The organism is Bacillus sp. FDAARGOS_527, assembly GCF_003812125.1.
In the GTDB taxonomy this organism is placed as follows: domain Bacteria; phylum Bacillota; class Bacilli; order Bacillales; family Bacillaceae_G; genus Bacillus_A; species Bacillus_A paranthracis.
This window is the reverse complement of sequence record NZ_CP033795.1, coordinates 1,830,794-1,845,916: the sequence shown is the minus strand read 5'-3', so window position 1 is coordinate 1,845,916 and position 15,123 is coordinate 1,830,794. Positions and strand designations below refer to the sequence as shown.

The window sequence follows — 15,123 nt, the reverse complement described above, 5'->3', positions numbered from 1 at the left end:
TCAATTAGTTAGAATAAAAAGAAAATTAAGAGAAGGTGACACCATGTATAAAGAACCATTTCAACCAACTTATGAGTATGCGCTTGAATGTGATAAACATGATGAACTGAAAGATTTTCAAACTGAATTTTATAAAAAAGAAGGAACAATATATTTAGATGGAAACTCATTAGGGCTACTTTCAAAAAGAGCAGAGAAATCGTTACTTACTTTGCTAGATTCATGGAAAGAGTACGGTATTGACGGCTGGACCGAGGGTGAGCATCCGTGGTTTTTCCTTTCGGAGAAATTAGGTGAATTGACTGCGCCTCTTATTGGAGCTTTACCAGAAGAAACTATTGTAACCGGTTCCACGACAACGAATATTCATCAAGTAATCGCAACTTTCTATGAGCCGAAAGGAATTCGCACAAAAATTCTTGCGGATGAGTTGACATTCCCGTCCGATATATATGCACTTCAAAGTCAAATTCGTTTAAAAGGATTAGATCCAGATGAGCATTTAGTACGAGTGAAGAGCCGAGATGGTAGAACACTTTCTGAAGATGATATTATTCATGCAATGACAGATGATATCGCGTTAATTTTATTACCTTCTGTACTATATAGAAGTGGCCAAGTTCTTGATATGAAACGTTTAACAGCGGAAGCACATAAGCGTGGTATTCATATCGGATTTGATTTATGTCATTCAATAGGATCTATTCCACATCATTTCAAAGAGTGGGATGTTGATTTCGCTGTATGGTGTAATTATAAATATTTAAATGCAGGACCTGGCGGTGTTGGGGGCCTTTATATAAATAATAAACATTTTAATAGACTTCCAGGATTGTCTGGTTGGTTTAGTTCTAGAAAAGATAAGCAGTTTGATATGGAACATACATTAACAGCTGCTGATCATGCAGGTGCATATCAAATTGGTACCCCTCACGTATTAAGTACAGCGCCGTTAATCGGTTCACTTGAAATATTTAAAGATGCTGGTATAGAACGTTTACGTGAAAAATCCCTACATATTACAAGTTACATGCTTAATTTAATTGCTCATGAATTAAGTGATTTTGAATTTACAATTGGAAATCCATTAGAGGATGAAAAACGAGGCGGGCATATTTATTTAGAGCATGCAGAAGCAGCACGCATATGTAAAGCGTTAAAAGCAAATGGAGTTATCCCTGATTTCCGTGCACCTAATGGAGTAAGACTTGCGCCAGTCGCTTTATATAACACATACGAAGAAGTGTGGAAATCTGTACAAATATTAAAGAAAATCATGAAAGATGAAGAATATAAACAGTTTGAAAATAAGAGAGAGGTTGTGGCATAAGTATGAAAACATCAGAGTGGATTGATATTTCACAACCGCTAAATAATGATATTGCTACTTGGCCAGGGGACACACCGTTCTCGTATGAAGTATCATGGCCGAAAGAAGAGAGTGGCTCAGTAAATGTTGGAAAATTAACGATGAGTATTCATACAGGTACTCATATTGATGCACCGTTTCATTTTGATAATGAAGGAAAGAAAGTAATAGATTTAGATATTCAAGTTTACGTCGGACCTGCGCGAATTATTGACGTTTCTAATCTTGAAAGCATCGGGAAAAAGGAACTAGAAAGCTTTCATTTAGAAGGAGTAGAACGATTGTTGTTACGCACATCTTCACATGGTAAAGCTAATGAATTCCCAGATGTAATCCCGCATTTACGTGCGGATATAGCACCGTTTCTTTCAGAGAAAGGTATACGTTTAATCGGGGTGGATGTACCATCAGTTGATCCATTAGATGATAAAGAATTAGCAGCGCATCATCAATTGTTTAAACATGGAATTCACATTTTAGAAAATGTCGTACTAGATCATGTAGCAGACGGCGATTATGAATTAATTGCATTACCGCTTGCCTTAACAGATGCAGATGGAAGTCCAGTTCGAGCAGTTATTAGACCAATATAAGTAGAAATATATAAAAGGGGCGTTTGGCTAATATGAAAGAAAACGAAAAGATAATTATGGAAAAAGGAATTCATACGGACTTTAAAGAGAATATGACGTATGGGGAGTATTTACAATTAGATAGTTTACTATCTTCTCAAAAGAGATTATCAGATCATCATGATGAAATGTTGTTCATCGTAATTCACCAAGCAAGCGAACTTTGGATGAAGCTTATTTTACATGAGTTAAACGCAGCAATTGAATCGATTAAACAAGATAAATTACAACCAGCATTTAAAATGTTAGCACGTGTATCAAAAATTCAGTCTCAAATTATTCAATCTTGGGATATTCTTGCGACATTAACGCCATCAGAGTACATTGAATTTCGTGACTCGCTCGGTCAAGCTTCAGGTTTTCAATCGTATCAATACCGTATGATTGAGTATGCACTTGGTTATAAAACGCCGCACGCATTGAAAATTTATGAAAAAGATCCAGAATTACACGCTCGACTTCATACGGCGCTACATGCACCAAGTTTGTATGATGTCGCAATTCAAGCACTTGTAAAAGAAGGGTTTCCTATTCATAAAGATGTGTTGAATCGCGATATTACGCAGCCTTATGAAGAAGATGCCACGGTAGAAGCGGCATGGCTTGAAGTGTATGCCGATGTGAAAAAGTATTGGAATTTATATCAGCTTGCTGAAAAATTAATCGATATTGAAGATTGGCTACAACAATGGCGTTTCCGTCATATGAAAACAGTAGAACGAATTATCGGACATAAAATGGGAACAGGTGGCTCTTCAGGTGTATCTTATTTAAAACGAGTACTTGATCAAAGATTCTTCCCAGAGCTTTGGAATGTTCGCACGAAATTATAAAAACAAACCTGTCAGTTCATTACTGGCAGGTTTATTTTTTATTTGAACACAAGTATGTTTTAATTAAAGCTACAAGATATAATAAATTAGGTAATGATTTAATTGGAGGTAAAGTATTGGATTTCAAGCAGCTAGAAAATAAATTTGAAAAGAAAAAAGTAAATACATTTCTTGTTTATCAAAAAGGGGAATTAACAACTGAGTATTATAAAACACCCGAATGTGCAAATAACTTATATAAAATAAATTCGATTACAAAAAGCATTGTATCTATATTAATAGGTATTGCAATAGGTAAAGGATATATAAATGATATACATACACCAATAACAAAATGGATTCTAAATGTACCAAAAGAAAAAAGCGAATTAACAATTTACCATCTATTAACGATGACAACAGGAGAAGACTGGAAGGAGTTTGGGAATGGGGTCGTTTTCCCAAATGATTTTGTTGAATCAGAGAACTGGGTGCAGTACATATTAGCAAAGCCAATAATTGAAGAACCCGCTACAAAAATGAATTATAACTCAGGTTCTTCGCATTTACTTAGTTACATTATCCAAAAAGCTACTGGAATGACGACAGAGCAGTTTGCGAAAAGATATTTATTTGATCCATTAGAAATTACCGAATATGAGTGGCAACAAGACCCACAAGGAATACATGTCGGCGGCTTCGGTATGAAAATGAAGTCAAAAGACTTATTAAAGCTAGGAATATTATGTTTACAAAATGGATATTGGCAGGGGAATGAAATCGTATCATCGAAATGGTTAGGAGAATCAAGTACCGCTCTATTTGAAACGTATGAACATGTCGGGGCGTATGGATATCACTGGTGGGTATTGAATAACGAAAGATTTCACATACCGTACTGTATGTACTTTGCTATGGGATATGGCGGGCAATATATCGTTATCATTCCGCAGTTAGAGGTGGTTGCTGTAATAAGTAGTCATATGCCTAAACGTGGACTTGTTCCATTAAAGTTATTTATCGAGCATGTACAGGAGAATTATAAGTTTGGATAAGAAGAGGAGGGACTGTATGGGTGATGTAAAAACATTATCTCTATTTAGACTATGTTTAAGCCTTCTAGCATTTAGTGCAATCATTACGCAATTTATAATACGGGCACAAGTGAAACCGTTCAATCCAGTTAACTTCTTTAGTTTCTTCACTATCGAAAGTAACATTTTAGTTGCATGTATTCTCCTTTTAAGTAGTATCGGAACAGCTACATTTGGTCGATCAGAACAGTTTGGTATACTTCGTGGTGCAGCAACGGTATATATACTTACCACAGGACTCATTTATTTTTTACTATTAAGAGGATTAGAAGAATCACTTCAAACCGCAATACCATGGGTAAATACGGTGTTACATTATATCATGCCAATTGCCATGCTTTTAGATTGGATATTAAATCCACCAAATAAGAAAATCTCTTGGAAACAAGCTTCAAGTTGGCTCTTATTCCCGTTTTTTTACGTTGTATATAGCTTAATTCGTGGTCTAATCGTAAATTGGTATCCATATCCGTTTTTAGATCCGAGAATAGGTGGATATGGTAGAGTATTTTTATACAGTATCGGGATAGCAGTTGTAATTGGCGCTATTTGTATATTGGTAAGATTTTTAGGAAATCGAAATTTTAGAAAAGAATTTTAGAAATGAAAGAAACCCCGCTGTTATGAATCTAAACAGCGGGGTTTCTTTCATTTTATCTACTCGTCTTCTGAAACGACACCTTAATAAATTTCTCCGTCTTCGTTTCAAATTCAACATCAACAAAAACACCATATTCTTTTCCGTCCTCACGTAGCCACAATTTAAATTTTTCAACTGTTACTTGAACGGTTTTGGGTTTTCTACCTATATGAAGATAATCGACAATTTCTGCTTTGGGGTATTGTTCTTTCGTCTTTTCTACAGCAAGCTTACCCCATTGTGCATATGGCGGCTGTGCATGAACAATTGATGAGCCTGTATATACATTTGAACATGTTGTTAGGAACAGAAGGACGAGTGGGACACACTTTAACAAATTCTTCATGATGAACTCCTTTTATCCTTTTTTTATATTGTTTACATTTTCTTTCTACGATATTAGTTTGGATTTTTTTGTCTTCTTTACATAAAAGCGAGGCTTTTACAAAACATAACCAAGAAATCATTTACATAATTAAGGAGGGAAAATTATGCGCCAAAAAGCTATTTTTAAAATAGCGGTTTTACTTGCGTTCATAGGACTATCTTTCATGGTCAGTAGTATACAACTAAAGAATGTAGAAGCCTTTTCTAATCAAGTCATTCAAAGGGGAGCATCTGGTGAAGATGTCATTGAACTGCAATCTCGTTTGAAATATAACGGATTTTATACGGGAAAAGTAGATGGTGTTTTCGGATGGGGTACATACTGGGCACTTCGGAATTTTCAAGAGAAATTTGGTTTACCGGTTGATGGTTTAGCTGGAGCTAAAACGAAGCAAATGCTCGTGAAGGCAACGAAGTATGATAAGTCAACTGCTAATAAAGGAACGACAACGAATAAAGGAAATAGTGGTGGCACTGCACAAGAGAATAAACCACCTCAAAATAAAGGGACAAATGTTCCAAATGGCTATTCTCAAAATGATATTCAGCTCATGGCAAACGCAGTATACGGAGAATCACGTGGTGAGCCGTATTTAGGACAAGTTGCAGTCGCTGCAGTTATTTTAAATCGTGTTACAAGTGCATCATTTCCAAATACTGTTTCGGGTGTGATTTTTGAGCCAAGAGCATTTACAGCGGTAGCAGACGGACAAATATATTTAACACCAAATGAAACAGCGAAAAAAGCTGTATTAGATGCAATTAATGGATGGGATCCAACAGGAAACGCATTGTATTATTTCAATCCAGATACTGCAACAAGTAAATGGATTTGGACTCGTCCACAAATTAAAAAGATCGGGAAACATATTTTCTGTAAATAGAGCGGAGGTGGAACTATGTTACGAGGTATTATAATCGTATTATTAACAGTTGGTGTAGTTGGAACTGGATACTGGGGCTATAAAGAGCACCAAGAAAAGAATGCAGTATTAATTCGAGCAGAAAATAGCTATCAACGTGCGTTTCATGATTTAGCGTATGAGGTTGATTTATTGCACGATAAAATTGGAACAACGCTTGCGATGAATTCGCGCGCATCTTTATCGCCTGCATTAGCAGATGTATGGAGATTAACATCGGAAGCTCGTTCGGATGTAGGACAACTTCCTTTAACATTAATGCCTTTTAATAAAACGGAAGAATTTTTAGCGAATATCGGTGATTTTAGTTACCGTGCAGCCATTCGTGATTTAGAAAAAGAACCGTTAAATGATCAAGAATACAAAACGTTGCAAACTTTATATTCCAATGCAGGGAATATACAAGATGAACTAAGAAAAGTGCAACATCTTGTTTTGAAAAACAATTTACGCTGGATGGATGTTGAGATGGCACTCGCATCAAATCGTGATCCTGCAGACAATACAATTATTGACGGATTAAAGACAGTAGAAAAAAATGTAACATCGTATTCATCTACAAACTTCGGACCGACCTTTACAAGTGCACAAAAAAATAAAAAAGGTGGATTTGCAGCAGAAGGAAAAGCAATTTCAAAAGATGAAGCGGCGAAAATTGCAAAATCGTTTTTAAATTTAAAAGGAAATGAAAAAGTAGAAGTCGAGAAAAGCGGAAAAGGTGCGAAAGAATCTTTCTATAGTGTGAAAATTAAAGACGAGGCAACGAATAATGAGTTTTATATGGATATTACCGGAAAAGGCGGATATCCAATTTGGGTTATGAATAATCGAGAAATTAAAGAACAGAAAATTAGTTTAAACGATGCAGGAAGTAAAGGTTTGAAATTCTTAAAGGACCATAAGTTTCATAATATGGAGCTTTATGATAGCTCACAATATGATAATGTTGGAGTATTTACGTATGTAGTAAATGAGAATGGCGTACGAATTTATCCAGAGGCAATTCAAATGAAAATTGCTTTAGATGACGGTTCTATCGTTGGATTCTCCGCAAAAGAATATTTAGCGTCACATCAAAAACGAACAGTTCCATCAGCAAAACTAACTGCAGCAGAAGCAAGAAAGAAAATAAACCCTGATGTAAAGGTAATGGAAGAGCGAAAAGCAATGGTAGTAAACGATTTGCATAACGAAGTACTTTGCTATGAATTTGTAGGTACTTTAGGGAAAGATACGTACCAAATTTTCATTAATGCAAATAGCGGAGCAGAAGAAAAAGTGAAGAAAATGCAAGCTGTTGAAAAAATTTATGATTAAACTTGAATGGTAAAGTGGTGAGAATAATGAAGATTTTAATATATCTATTGATGGTTTGTTTATTAATAACTGGATGCAGTATTGGAAAAAAAGATAATCCAAATGAAAAGCCCGAGCAAAAAAATGTTTCAATGAAAAATGTTAATTATACAAATAAGTCAAATAAGCCAAATGAAAAAGCAGCGGACCATTTAGCATCTTTAGCGGCAAGTGTGCCAGGTGTGAATGATGCGACAGCGGTAGTAGTTGGGAAATATGCTATCGTAGGAATTGATGTAAAAGCGAAACTCGATCGAACTCGTGTTGAATCCATTAAATACTCTGTTGCAGAAAGTTTGAAAAACGATCCTGATGGTGCTAATGCAGTCGTTGTAGCAGATGTTGATACGTATGAACGACTGAAACAAATTGGAAAGCAAATTAAAAAAGGAAAAACAGGCGAAGGTATACTGGATGAATTAGCAGCAATTGTTGGCCGTGTAATGCCACAAGTTCCAAATGACATGATTGAAAATAAAGAAACGAATCCAATTCAAGATAATGATAAACAATTACAAAAAGATGAAGAGCAAGAACTGAGAAAAGAACAGAATGACCAATCAAATAATCATTTAAATAAATAAATTTAACAGTAACCCTGTACTAAATTGTACAGGGTTTTTCAATATAATATTAAATATTCAGTTTATTTTTAAGGGAATATATGGTTTAATTATGATGGGAGGGACAACTGTTATGATGAAAAAAAGCACATTAATATTATGTAGTTTATGCTTAGGTTTCAGTATGACAGCGTGTGAACAGAAGAAAGAAGTAAAAAAGCACACAGCGACTTCTTCTACTGTGATGGAAAATCAAAAGAAAAAATCTATCAATATAAATCATTTCTCCAATATAAATGAAGGAATGACTTATAAAGAAGTGAAAGATTTAATTGGTTTTGAAGGGGATTTACTCATAGAAGAAGGGGTGGAACATTCTACACAAATTAAGCAAATTTTTGCTTGGAAGGGAAGTAATCCAACTGCATTAGTTGAAATTACATTTTTAGATGGCAAAGTACATTCTAAAGTGCAGCAAGGTTTAAGTTAATAAGTAAAAAATGGGAGAGTTTATCATGAACATACATACAGGGGAGATTCAATTAGTTCCGTATAAAGAGGAATATAAAGAAGTTATAGAAACATTTACTTTACCAAGTGAACAAGTTCAATTTACGTCGGACCCAGCTGAATTATTGAAAAAAGCAAAAAATGATCGTACAAAAAATGTCATTGTTATTTTAGATTACAATGGGGTACCTGTTGGTCTTTTTGCATTGCAAACAGGAGATAGAGTACAGGAATTCACAGAAAATGAGAACGCTTTACTTTTAACTTCATTTTCTATAAATCACAATAGACAAAGGAAGGGATACGCTAAAAAATCACTGGCACTATTACAAGAGTTTGTACAACGTTATTTTCCGATGAAAAATGAAGTTGTACTTGCTGTGAATGAAAAAAATATTCCAGCACAAAATTTATATGAAAAAGTTGGTTTCCAAGATAAAGGACTTAGAAGAATGGGACCAATTGGTCAACAAATTATAATGCATTTACCTATCATAAAATAATGAGAAGAAAAACTTACTCTTGCATAGTAAAGTAGTAAGTTTTTTTATTTGGAACAATATATGTTGTAAAATATATAAATAAACGAAATAGAAATGAAGGAAATACAAATGAATCAAGTTAGAAAATGGAATATTATTGGTGGAAGGGTGATAAAGACAGGAATTGCGGTTTTTCTTACAGTTCTAGTTTGCGAATTTTTCAATATACCAACTATTTTTGCTGTTATCACCGCAATTGTAACGATTGAGCCAACTGCAACAGATTCTATAAAAAAAGGACTGGTTCGCTTTCCAGCTTCAACAATTGGATCAGCGTATGCAATGACTTTCACATTTTTCCTAGGTCATCAAGCGCTTTCTTATGCGTTAGCAGCGATGTTTACAATCGTTACATGTCAAAAACTAAAGTTACATGCGGGAACGTTAGTTGCAACATTAACTGCTGTTGCAATGATCCCAATTACGGCAGATCACTATTTTACTGCATTTTTAATTCGATTAGCTACTACATCTACTGGTATTATAGTGTCTACTTTAGTGAATTTTTTCATCTTACCACCACATTATGTTAAAACAATTTCGGGATGTACAGAGGAGCTATTTGTTAAAACGGCAAATGTTATGGAGGAATGGCTTATTGCGTTAATGGATGGGAAAGTTATAAAAAAGGAGACAACCTATAATCTTTCTAATTTAACTGTATTATTACATAAAGCAGTACAATTTGTTCAATATGAGCAAAAAGATTGGAAATATCATCGACATACAAAAAAAGAAATGAGAAGTTTTTTACTTGTACAAAAGCAACTTCATTTATTACAGCAAATTATTTATCATATAGATAATTTAGCTCGAGCACCAATTGAAACATGTGATTGGTCACAAAATGAAAAAGAAATTTTACGACGAACAATTCATTCTATAATTTCTATATTAAGAAATCATTGTAAAAAAATAGATGAGAAACATTTTAAACTGATTGATGAATTAGATAAGCAATTTTGGACTAATAAAAATGATTTAGCACATTGTAAACCAAATCAATATCATCATCATTTTTCAAGCAAATCTATCATTTTATTTGAGGTATTATCTATACATGATATGTTAGAGGAATTAAAACAAATATTCGAGAAATATGAGAGTGAAAATCAACTTAATTGCTCAGTTCATTAAAATGCGGAGGATTGATATGACAATTTATATTGCATTACTAAGAGGAATCAATGTAGGCGGGCATAAGATAATTAAAATGGCTGATTTAAAACAAGCGTTTGAATCAATAGGGTTGAAACAAGTGAAAACATATATTCAAAGTGGGAATATCGTATTCAAATCTGAGGAAGATATAACATTTCTAAAGGAACGAATACAGTCTGAAATTAAAAACGTTTTTGGTTTTGATGTTCCGGTTATGTTAAGAACACATGAGGAATTTATAAACATTACAAAAAGATGCCCCTATGAAGTCAATTCATTGCGAGAAGGCGAAAGTATACATGTTGCCTTCTTAGCAAATGAACTTTCTGAAATAGAAGAAGATCAGCTACTTATGCAAAAAAATGAGACTGAAGATTGTTACATACATGAAAAAGTTGTGTATTTATTTTTCAAAAATAGCATTCGAAACTCTAAATTAATGAACCAGTTTCAGAAATTGCATACACCAGCTACAGTAAGAAATTGGCGGACTGTGAATAAATTAAAAGCGATAGTTGAGGGGATGTAAATATAAAAAGATGAGATTTTCTGTATAAAGAAAATCTCATCTTTTTATTTATATTGTTTTGCGACTATAAGTTCGACAATAGGGTAAATAAAGAATGAAGAACAAAGCGCGATGAACAGTGGAAGGTTTTTTATTTCATCAAGTAATAGGAATGCAACTCCTTCTGATAAAATTAAAATAAAAAACATAAGGCATATAAGTACAAAATAAGCAACTTTAAAACTTTTATATTTAATTTGCTGTCCCATTTCATCTTGGCTTTCTTCCGATACTCCGTTTGGATCTCCCCAAGTAATTTGATTAATTAAATTACCGATAATTAACGAAAAAGCGAATATTGTTCCTCCCAAAATCGAACCTTCCGTTACATATTTATATGCCCCATGTATGAGAACTACGATTAATGATAAAACGATAATTATGAAAATAAATTTTTTATGATTCAATTTAGAAATGGCACCTCCATAATTGTAAAAAACTCTTTACATATATAGTATAAAATTGGAAAACTTTCATGTCAAATGTTTTTTACACAAAAGGTGTAATAATATAATGTTTTGTTTTTGCGATTTATAAAAAATTACATTACATTTGAATGTAAAAGAATGGGCTCGCATATATTTGGAAGGGATGTCAGATTAATTTAGGGGGTAGTTATGTCTATTCTTTTAAAAGCCGGTGCTGATGCAGGAAATAATGGTTTGAAGTTAATGCTGAAAGGGCAAGATCCTATTTTTATTCCGAGTATATATGCTTTATATATAGGAGAGCCTACAGGATTGTTAGATGAGGGAGATGTTTCATTATCTGAATTAGAAAATCACATTGACGTGACCATCAGTTCTCCATCGTTAATGTTAAATAATGTGCGGTATATCGTTGGAGAAAAAGTCATTCAAGATCAATTAAAAGGTACTGAGGTTGAGAAGAAATCGAATAAATCAACTGATGAGTTAATGGTTATTACGATTCTATCTGGTTTAGCCGTAAGTGCTATGCGTCAAAGTCCAACTTCTAGTCATATTAACATTCGTTATGATTTATCTGTTGCTCTCCCTATGCAGCTTATTACACAAGAAATAGCGGCGGAAAATGCAAAACGTTATATGGGGAATCATAAGGTTGTGTTCCATTATCCAAACGGACGTGATGTTACAATTAATATTTCCATCGAATATTGCAAATGCTTACCTGAGGGTGCTTCTGGGACGTGGGGCATTGTATATGATGAGGAAGGAAATGTTGTGAAACATAAAATAGAATGTGAACAAAATAAAGTGTCAGAAATTGATTTTGTTGATAAAACACTATTATCTTTTGATATTGGTGCAGGGACGACAGAAGAAGTCGTTTCACTTGGCGTAAACTTTAGACCGCAACTAAGTAAGGGGTTATCGTATGGTGTGAAAGAAACGTTACTACAAATTATTACGAGATGGAACCGGAAGTATCCAACAAAGACGATTGATAGCATTACAGAATTCAATCAAATTTATTTAAATGATAAACACCCTAGAAATGCATTATTAGTTGAGGAATCACAACCAGCACTATTAGGTTTAGCAGCACGTGTTGCAACGGATATTATAAACAAAATTGATGATATGAAAGACGATCCATATGTATTTATTTATGGCGGGGGCGCAGTTATCATAAAAAATAGCCTGAAAATGATTTTAAAACAAAAAGGGCGTTTAACCAATGTAATCTTTGTAGATAATCCATTATTTACAAATGCACGTGGATTATTAGTCTACACTTGTTCACCAAAATATAGAGAGCATAAGCAAAAAGAGTTAGGATTTACAAACTTAACGATAAGTTAGTTGGTGGAAACATGCGATCTAGGCGATATAAACGTGGTGATCGAGTGAAAATCAATATTCATAAATCAGTATCACCTGAAATGCTTGCATGGCTGAATAAACAATCAAACCCAACCAATTTCTTTTTCTTTGCAGCGCAGCAACTCTTTAAACAAGTGGGAGATATTGATGTGTCAAAAGCTATACCAAGTAGCCATGTTTTCTCATTATACGTAGAGCCATCATCCTTATTAAAGGTTGAAGTTAATCCTTTTAAAAACGTACCACTAGAAGCAAATAAATCCACCGATAATATAAAAAAAAAATCATGGGAAGCTGTTGACCAATTAGATTGTCCGTTTTTTTAAACATAGAAAAATATAAGTATCGCCCATCACTATACATACGGATACAGTGATGGGCTTTTTTACATGTAATAAATAAAAGGGGCACAAATTGTGGCGTGCCCCTTTTATTCGTTATTTATCTATTATTTTAGCTGTATGTTCAGTAACAGCATGAATGATGTCTTCCCAGTCATCAGGATGATTTTCATGTCCTGCGCCTTCAAGGGTTAATAGAACTGAGTTAGGAATTTCATCAATAAGTGCGAGACCATGTTCAAAAGGGAGCGCGGTATCGTCTGTTCCGTGAATGACTAATGTAGGTGCTTGTATGGAGTGAAGCACCCCTTCATATGCATCATCGCCTTGAAGTAAAGCGTGATTAAACATGCTTAATAGATTGTTAGCTCGTTCAATTTCTTGTTTTACTTGATTATAGACTCTTATTTCATCAAATGTGCGTTTGGACCCGCATAATAGACGGGAGCCTGAAACTAAATATTCTGCTACAATATTTTCATTTGTCCAATCTAAATGCGTGTCATTTGCGTGATGTGTTAAAATTCTTTCATCCATCGGGGGTAAGTCACGTGTGTTATTGTCAGAGCCTATCACACTTGTAGCTAGTAATGTTAATGTTAATATTCTTTCGGGATGTTTTACAGCAGCAATTTGAGCGATCATACCGCCTAAAGACATACCAAATAGATGCGCTTTGTCAATATGATAAGCATCTAGTACCCCAATTGCATCTTCAGCCATATCCGTAACGGAATAATTAGAAGTTCCAGGTTCATATGCGACAGAGCGTCCCACATCACGGTTATCAAAACGAATAACAAATTTCCCCGTGTTAGCCAACTGTTCACAAAATTCTTCATCCCAATAAACCATTGAACACGTAGCACCCATAATTAATAAAATAGCTGGATTTTTAGGGTTTCCAAAGCTTTCTGTACATATATCAATCCCGTTTATTTTAAATATCTTTTCAGTCATAGAGTTCTCTCCATTTCTTTTGAATGTAATTAAACATAAAATTTTGAATGACTCTAAGTTGTGTGTTAGATTTGCTTTGTTTTTTGCGTAATTACCCCCAAAAATAAGTTTATGATAATTTAAGGGGAAAAATTTTGAGAAATAATTGTATGTTATTAAAATAAACAGCAAGGGAGAGGACATGAAAGCAATTGTTATAGATCAATATAGTAGTATTGAAGAATGAAAAGACAGACCAGTTTTAAAACCAGTTGTTAAGAATAACGAGGTATTAAAATGAAGAAGGCGTTAGAGAAGCTTATATTTTGAGTGAATATAAACATGTTTCATTTTATTCATGATACGGATTGACTTTATTTATTGGAAAGGCGTAATATTAGTAAGCTATATGAAAGAGATCTGTAAGAAGAGGGGAGTTATTATGAAAATAAATTGGACTGAAGTAAAGGAAAAAATTCGGCCGCAAATTTCAAAACCATCATATGAAACTTGGTTTACGAATACTACTGTTTATTTAGAGGATGATATATTAACAATTTATTGTCCAAATGAATTTGCACGTGACTGGTTAGAATCTCATTATAAAGAATTAGTATTTAATACATTAAGAGAAATGTTTAATACGACGTTTGAAATTCAGTTTGATCTATGTAATGGCGAACCATCTAACTTGAAAGACGTCCAAAAAGAAAAGCTTAGTAGCTGGGATGAAGTAAAGAAAGCATTAAGACCTAAAATAGCAGAGAAAACATTTATGACATGGATTAGAAATACAAACGCTACGATAAAAGATAATAAAGTAATAATCTTTTGTGAAGATGCGTTTCATCGTGATTTCCTTGAAGGTGAGTATAAAAATATAATTTCAAGTACCGTACAGAAAATTACTGATGAAGAATATCAAATTTGGTTCGAAATAGGATCAAGCGCTACTTCTAAAGCACAGGTTCATCACGTGAAAAATAATCAACGTACTTCCGGACAAGAGGAATCAAAAACAATTTGGAATAAAATAAAAGATAAAATGCAATTGAAAATTTCGAGACCGTCATATGAAACTTGGGTCAAAGAAACGACAGCTAGAATAAATGAAGATTCATTAATCATTTATTTTGAAAACGAATTCCAACAAGAGTGGGTTAAAAAGTCTTATAAAGATTTAATTTCGCAAATAGCAAAAGAGTTAACTGGAAATACATATGAGCTTCAATTTGAATTAAAATCAAATACAAATGCACTAGATAATGCTGAAAAATCAACTATTAAAGATATCACTTCCGAATTAGGGGAGCAGTTCAAAGTATCCAATAACAGTTTAAAATATATTGATGTAGAAGAGAGCAATAAACGCATTCGAGCCCTAGAAGAAAAAATAATGAACTTGGAAAAGATCATTGGTACATTAGTAGAAAAATTAGATGCAGTAGAATTAAAAACACAGCTGGAAAAATAACCAA

18 protein-coding genes are annotated in these 15,123 nt (G+C 33.7%); 15 read left to right on the top strand and 3 right to left on the bottom strand.

What is annotated here, in order from left to right:
* Positions 1-43 precede the first annotated feature (43 nt).
* From kynU to EGX95_RS11905, 5 genes are all read left to right on the top strand, one after another.
* Positions 44-1,330: a kynureninase gene (gene kynU, locus EGX95_RS11925; RefSeq protein ID WP_000276284.1), complete on the top strand. Its 1,287-nt coding sequence runs from the start codon at positions 44-46 to the stop codon at positions 1,328-1,330.
* Positions 1,331-1,332: 2 nt separating this feature from the next.
* Positions 1,333-1,962: an arylformamidase gene (kynB, locus tag EGX95_RS11920; protein ID WP_000858051.1), complete on the top strand. Its 630-nt coding sequence runs from the start codon at positions 1,333-1,335 to the stop codon at positions 1,960-1,962.
* Between the two features lie 32 nt (positions 1,963-1,994).
* Complete coding sequence (gene kynA, locus EGX95_RS11915) at positions 1,995-2,834, top strand: tryptophan 2,3-dioxygenase (RefSeq protein ID WP_000661936.1); 840 nt, start codon at positions 1,995-1,997, stop codon at positions 2,832-2,834.
* Between the two features lie 116 nt (positions 2,835-2,950).
* Positions 2,951-3,868, top strand: a complete 918-nt coding sequence (locus EGX95_RS11910; RefSeq protein ID WP_000346245.1) for a serine hydrolase domain-containing protein — start codon at positions 2,951-2,953, stop codon at positions 3,866-3,868.
* A gap of 16 nt (positions 3,869-3,884) precedes the next feature.
* Positions 3,885-4,508 carry a Pr6Pr family membrane protein gene (locus EGX95_RS11905; RefSeq protein ID WP_000503064.1) on the top strand — a complete coding sequence of 208 codons (624 nt, stop codon included), beginning with the start codon at positions 3,885-3,887 and terminating at the stop codon, positions 4,506-4,508.
* Between the two features lie 52 nt (positions 4,509-4,560).
* Here the strand turns inward: EGX95_RS11905 and EGX95_RS11900 are convergent, their stop codons facing one another.
* Complete coding sequence (locus EGX95_RS11900; RefSeq protein WP_000793317.1) at positions 4,561-4,893, bottom strand: YqzG/YhdC family protein; 333 nt, start codon at positions 4,891-4,893, stop codon at positions 4,561-4,563.
* Positions 4,894-5,038: 145 nt separating this feature from the next.
* Between EGX95_RS11900 and sleB the strand changes: the two genes are divergently transcribed.
* The 7 genes from sleB (at position 5,039) to EGX95_RS11865 (ending at position 10,518) form a co-directional block, all read left to right on the top strand.
* Positions 5,039-5,818, top strand: coding sequence for a spore cortex-lytic enzyme (gene sleB, locus EGX95_RS11895; protein WP_001249040.1), 780 nt, complete (start codon positions 5,039-5,041; stop codon positions 5,816-5,818).
* A 15-nt stretch (positions 5,819-5,833) separates the two neighbouring features.
* The gene (gene ypeB / locus EGX95_RS11890) at positions 5,834-7,174 is read left to right on the top strand and encodes a germination protein YpeB (protein WP_000943713.1); all 1,341 of its coding nucleotides are present in this window, start codon (positions 5,834-5,836) and stop codon (positions 7,172-7,174) included.
* Positions 7,175-7,200: 26 nt separating this feature from the next.
* Positions 7,201-7,797, top strand: coding sequence for a YhcN/YlaJ family sporulation lipoprotein (locus tag EGX95_RS11885; RefSeq protein ID WP_000697992.1), 597 nt, complete (start codon positions 7,201-7,203; stop codon positions 7,795-7,797).
* Between the two features lie 112 nt (positions 7,798-7,909).
* Complete coding sequence (locus tag EGX95_RS11880; protein WP_000976537.1) at positions 7,910-8,266, top strand: hypothetical protein; 357 nt, start codon at positions 7,910-7,912, stop codon at positions 8,264-8,266.
* A 25-nt stretch (positions 8,267-8,291) separates the two neighbouring features.
* On the top strand, positions 8,292-8,789 hold the full coding sequence (locus EGX95_RS11875; RefSeq protein WP_001020867.1) for a GNAT family N-acetyltransferase: 498 nt from the start codon (positions 8,292-8,294) through the stop codon (positions 8,787-8,789).
* Positions 8,790-8,897: 108 nt separating this feature from the next.
* Positions 8,898-9,965 carry an aromatic acid exporter family protein gene (locus EGX95_RS11870; RefSeq protein ID WP_001077650.1) on the top strand — a complete coding sequence of 356 codons (1,068 nt, stop codon included), beginning with the start codon at positions 8,898-8,900 and terminating at the stop codon, positions 9,963-9,965.
* Between the two features lie 16 nt (positions 9,966-9,981).
* The gene (locus EGX95_RS11865) at positions 9,982-10,518 is read left to right on the top strand and encodes a DUF1697 domain-containing protein (RefSeq protein WP_000158238.1); all 537 of its coding nucleotides are present in this window, start codon (positions 9,982-9,984) and stop codon (positions 10,516-10,518) included.
* 44 nt (positions 10,519-10,562) lie between these two features.
* Here EGX95_RS11865 and EGX95_RS11860 read toward each other — a convergent pair whose 3' ends face one another.
* Positions 10,563-10,964 carry a hypothetical protein gene (locus tag EGX95_RS11860; protein ID WP_001015805.1) on the bottom strand — a complete coding sequence of 134 codons (402 nt, stop codon included), beginning with the start codon at positions 10,962-10,964 and terminating at the stop codon, positions 10,563-10,565.
* 210 nt (positions 10,965-11,174) lie between these two features.
* Here EGX95_RS11860 and EGX95_RS11855 point away from each other — a divergent pair, with 210 nt between their 5' ends.
* Together EGX95_RS11855 and EGX95_RS11850 are read left to right on the top strand one after the other, a co-directional pair.
* Entirely contained in the window at positions 11,175-12,344 is a 1,170-nt protein-coding gene (locus EGX95_RS11855) for a ParM/StbA family protein (protein ID WP_063246812.1), read from the top strand.
* A gap of 11 nt (positions 12,345-12,355) precedes the next feature.
* Entirely contained in the window at positions 12,356-12,691 is a 336-nt protein-coding gene (locus EGX95_RS11850; RefSeq protein ID WP_001257753.1) for a hypothetical protein, read from the top strand.
* A gap of 111 nt (positions 12,692-12,802) precedes the next feature.
* On the opposite strand, the gene EGX95_RS11845 is transcribed toward EGX95_RS11850, so the two are convergent.
* Complete coding sequence (locus tag EGX95_RS11845; protein WP_046951992.1) at positions 12,803-13,666, bottom strand: BCA family alpha/beta fold macrolide esterase; 864 nt, start codon at positions 13,664-13,666, stop codon at positions 12,803-12,805.
* Positions 13,667-14,087: 421 nt separating this feature from the next.
* On the opposite strand from EGX95_RS11845, the gene EGX95_RS11840 reads away from it, so the two are divergent.
* The gene (locus tag EGX95_RS11840) at positions 14,088-15,119 is read left to right on the top strand and encodes a DnaA N-terminal domain-containing protein (RefSeq protein WP_000700982.1); all 1,032 of its coding nucleotides are present in this window, start codon (positions 14,088-14,090) and stop codon (positions 15,117-15,119) included.
* The last annotated feature ends 4 nt before the right edge of the window (positions 15,120-15,123 follow it).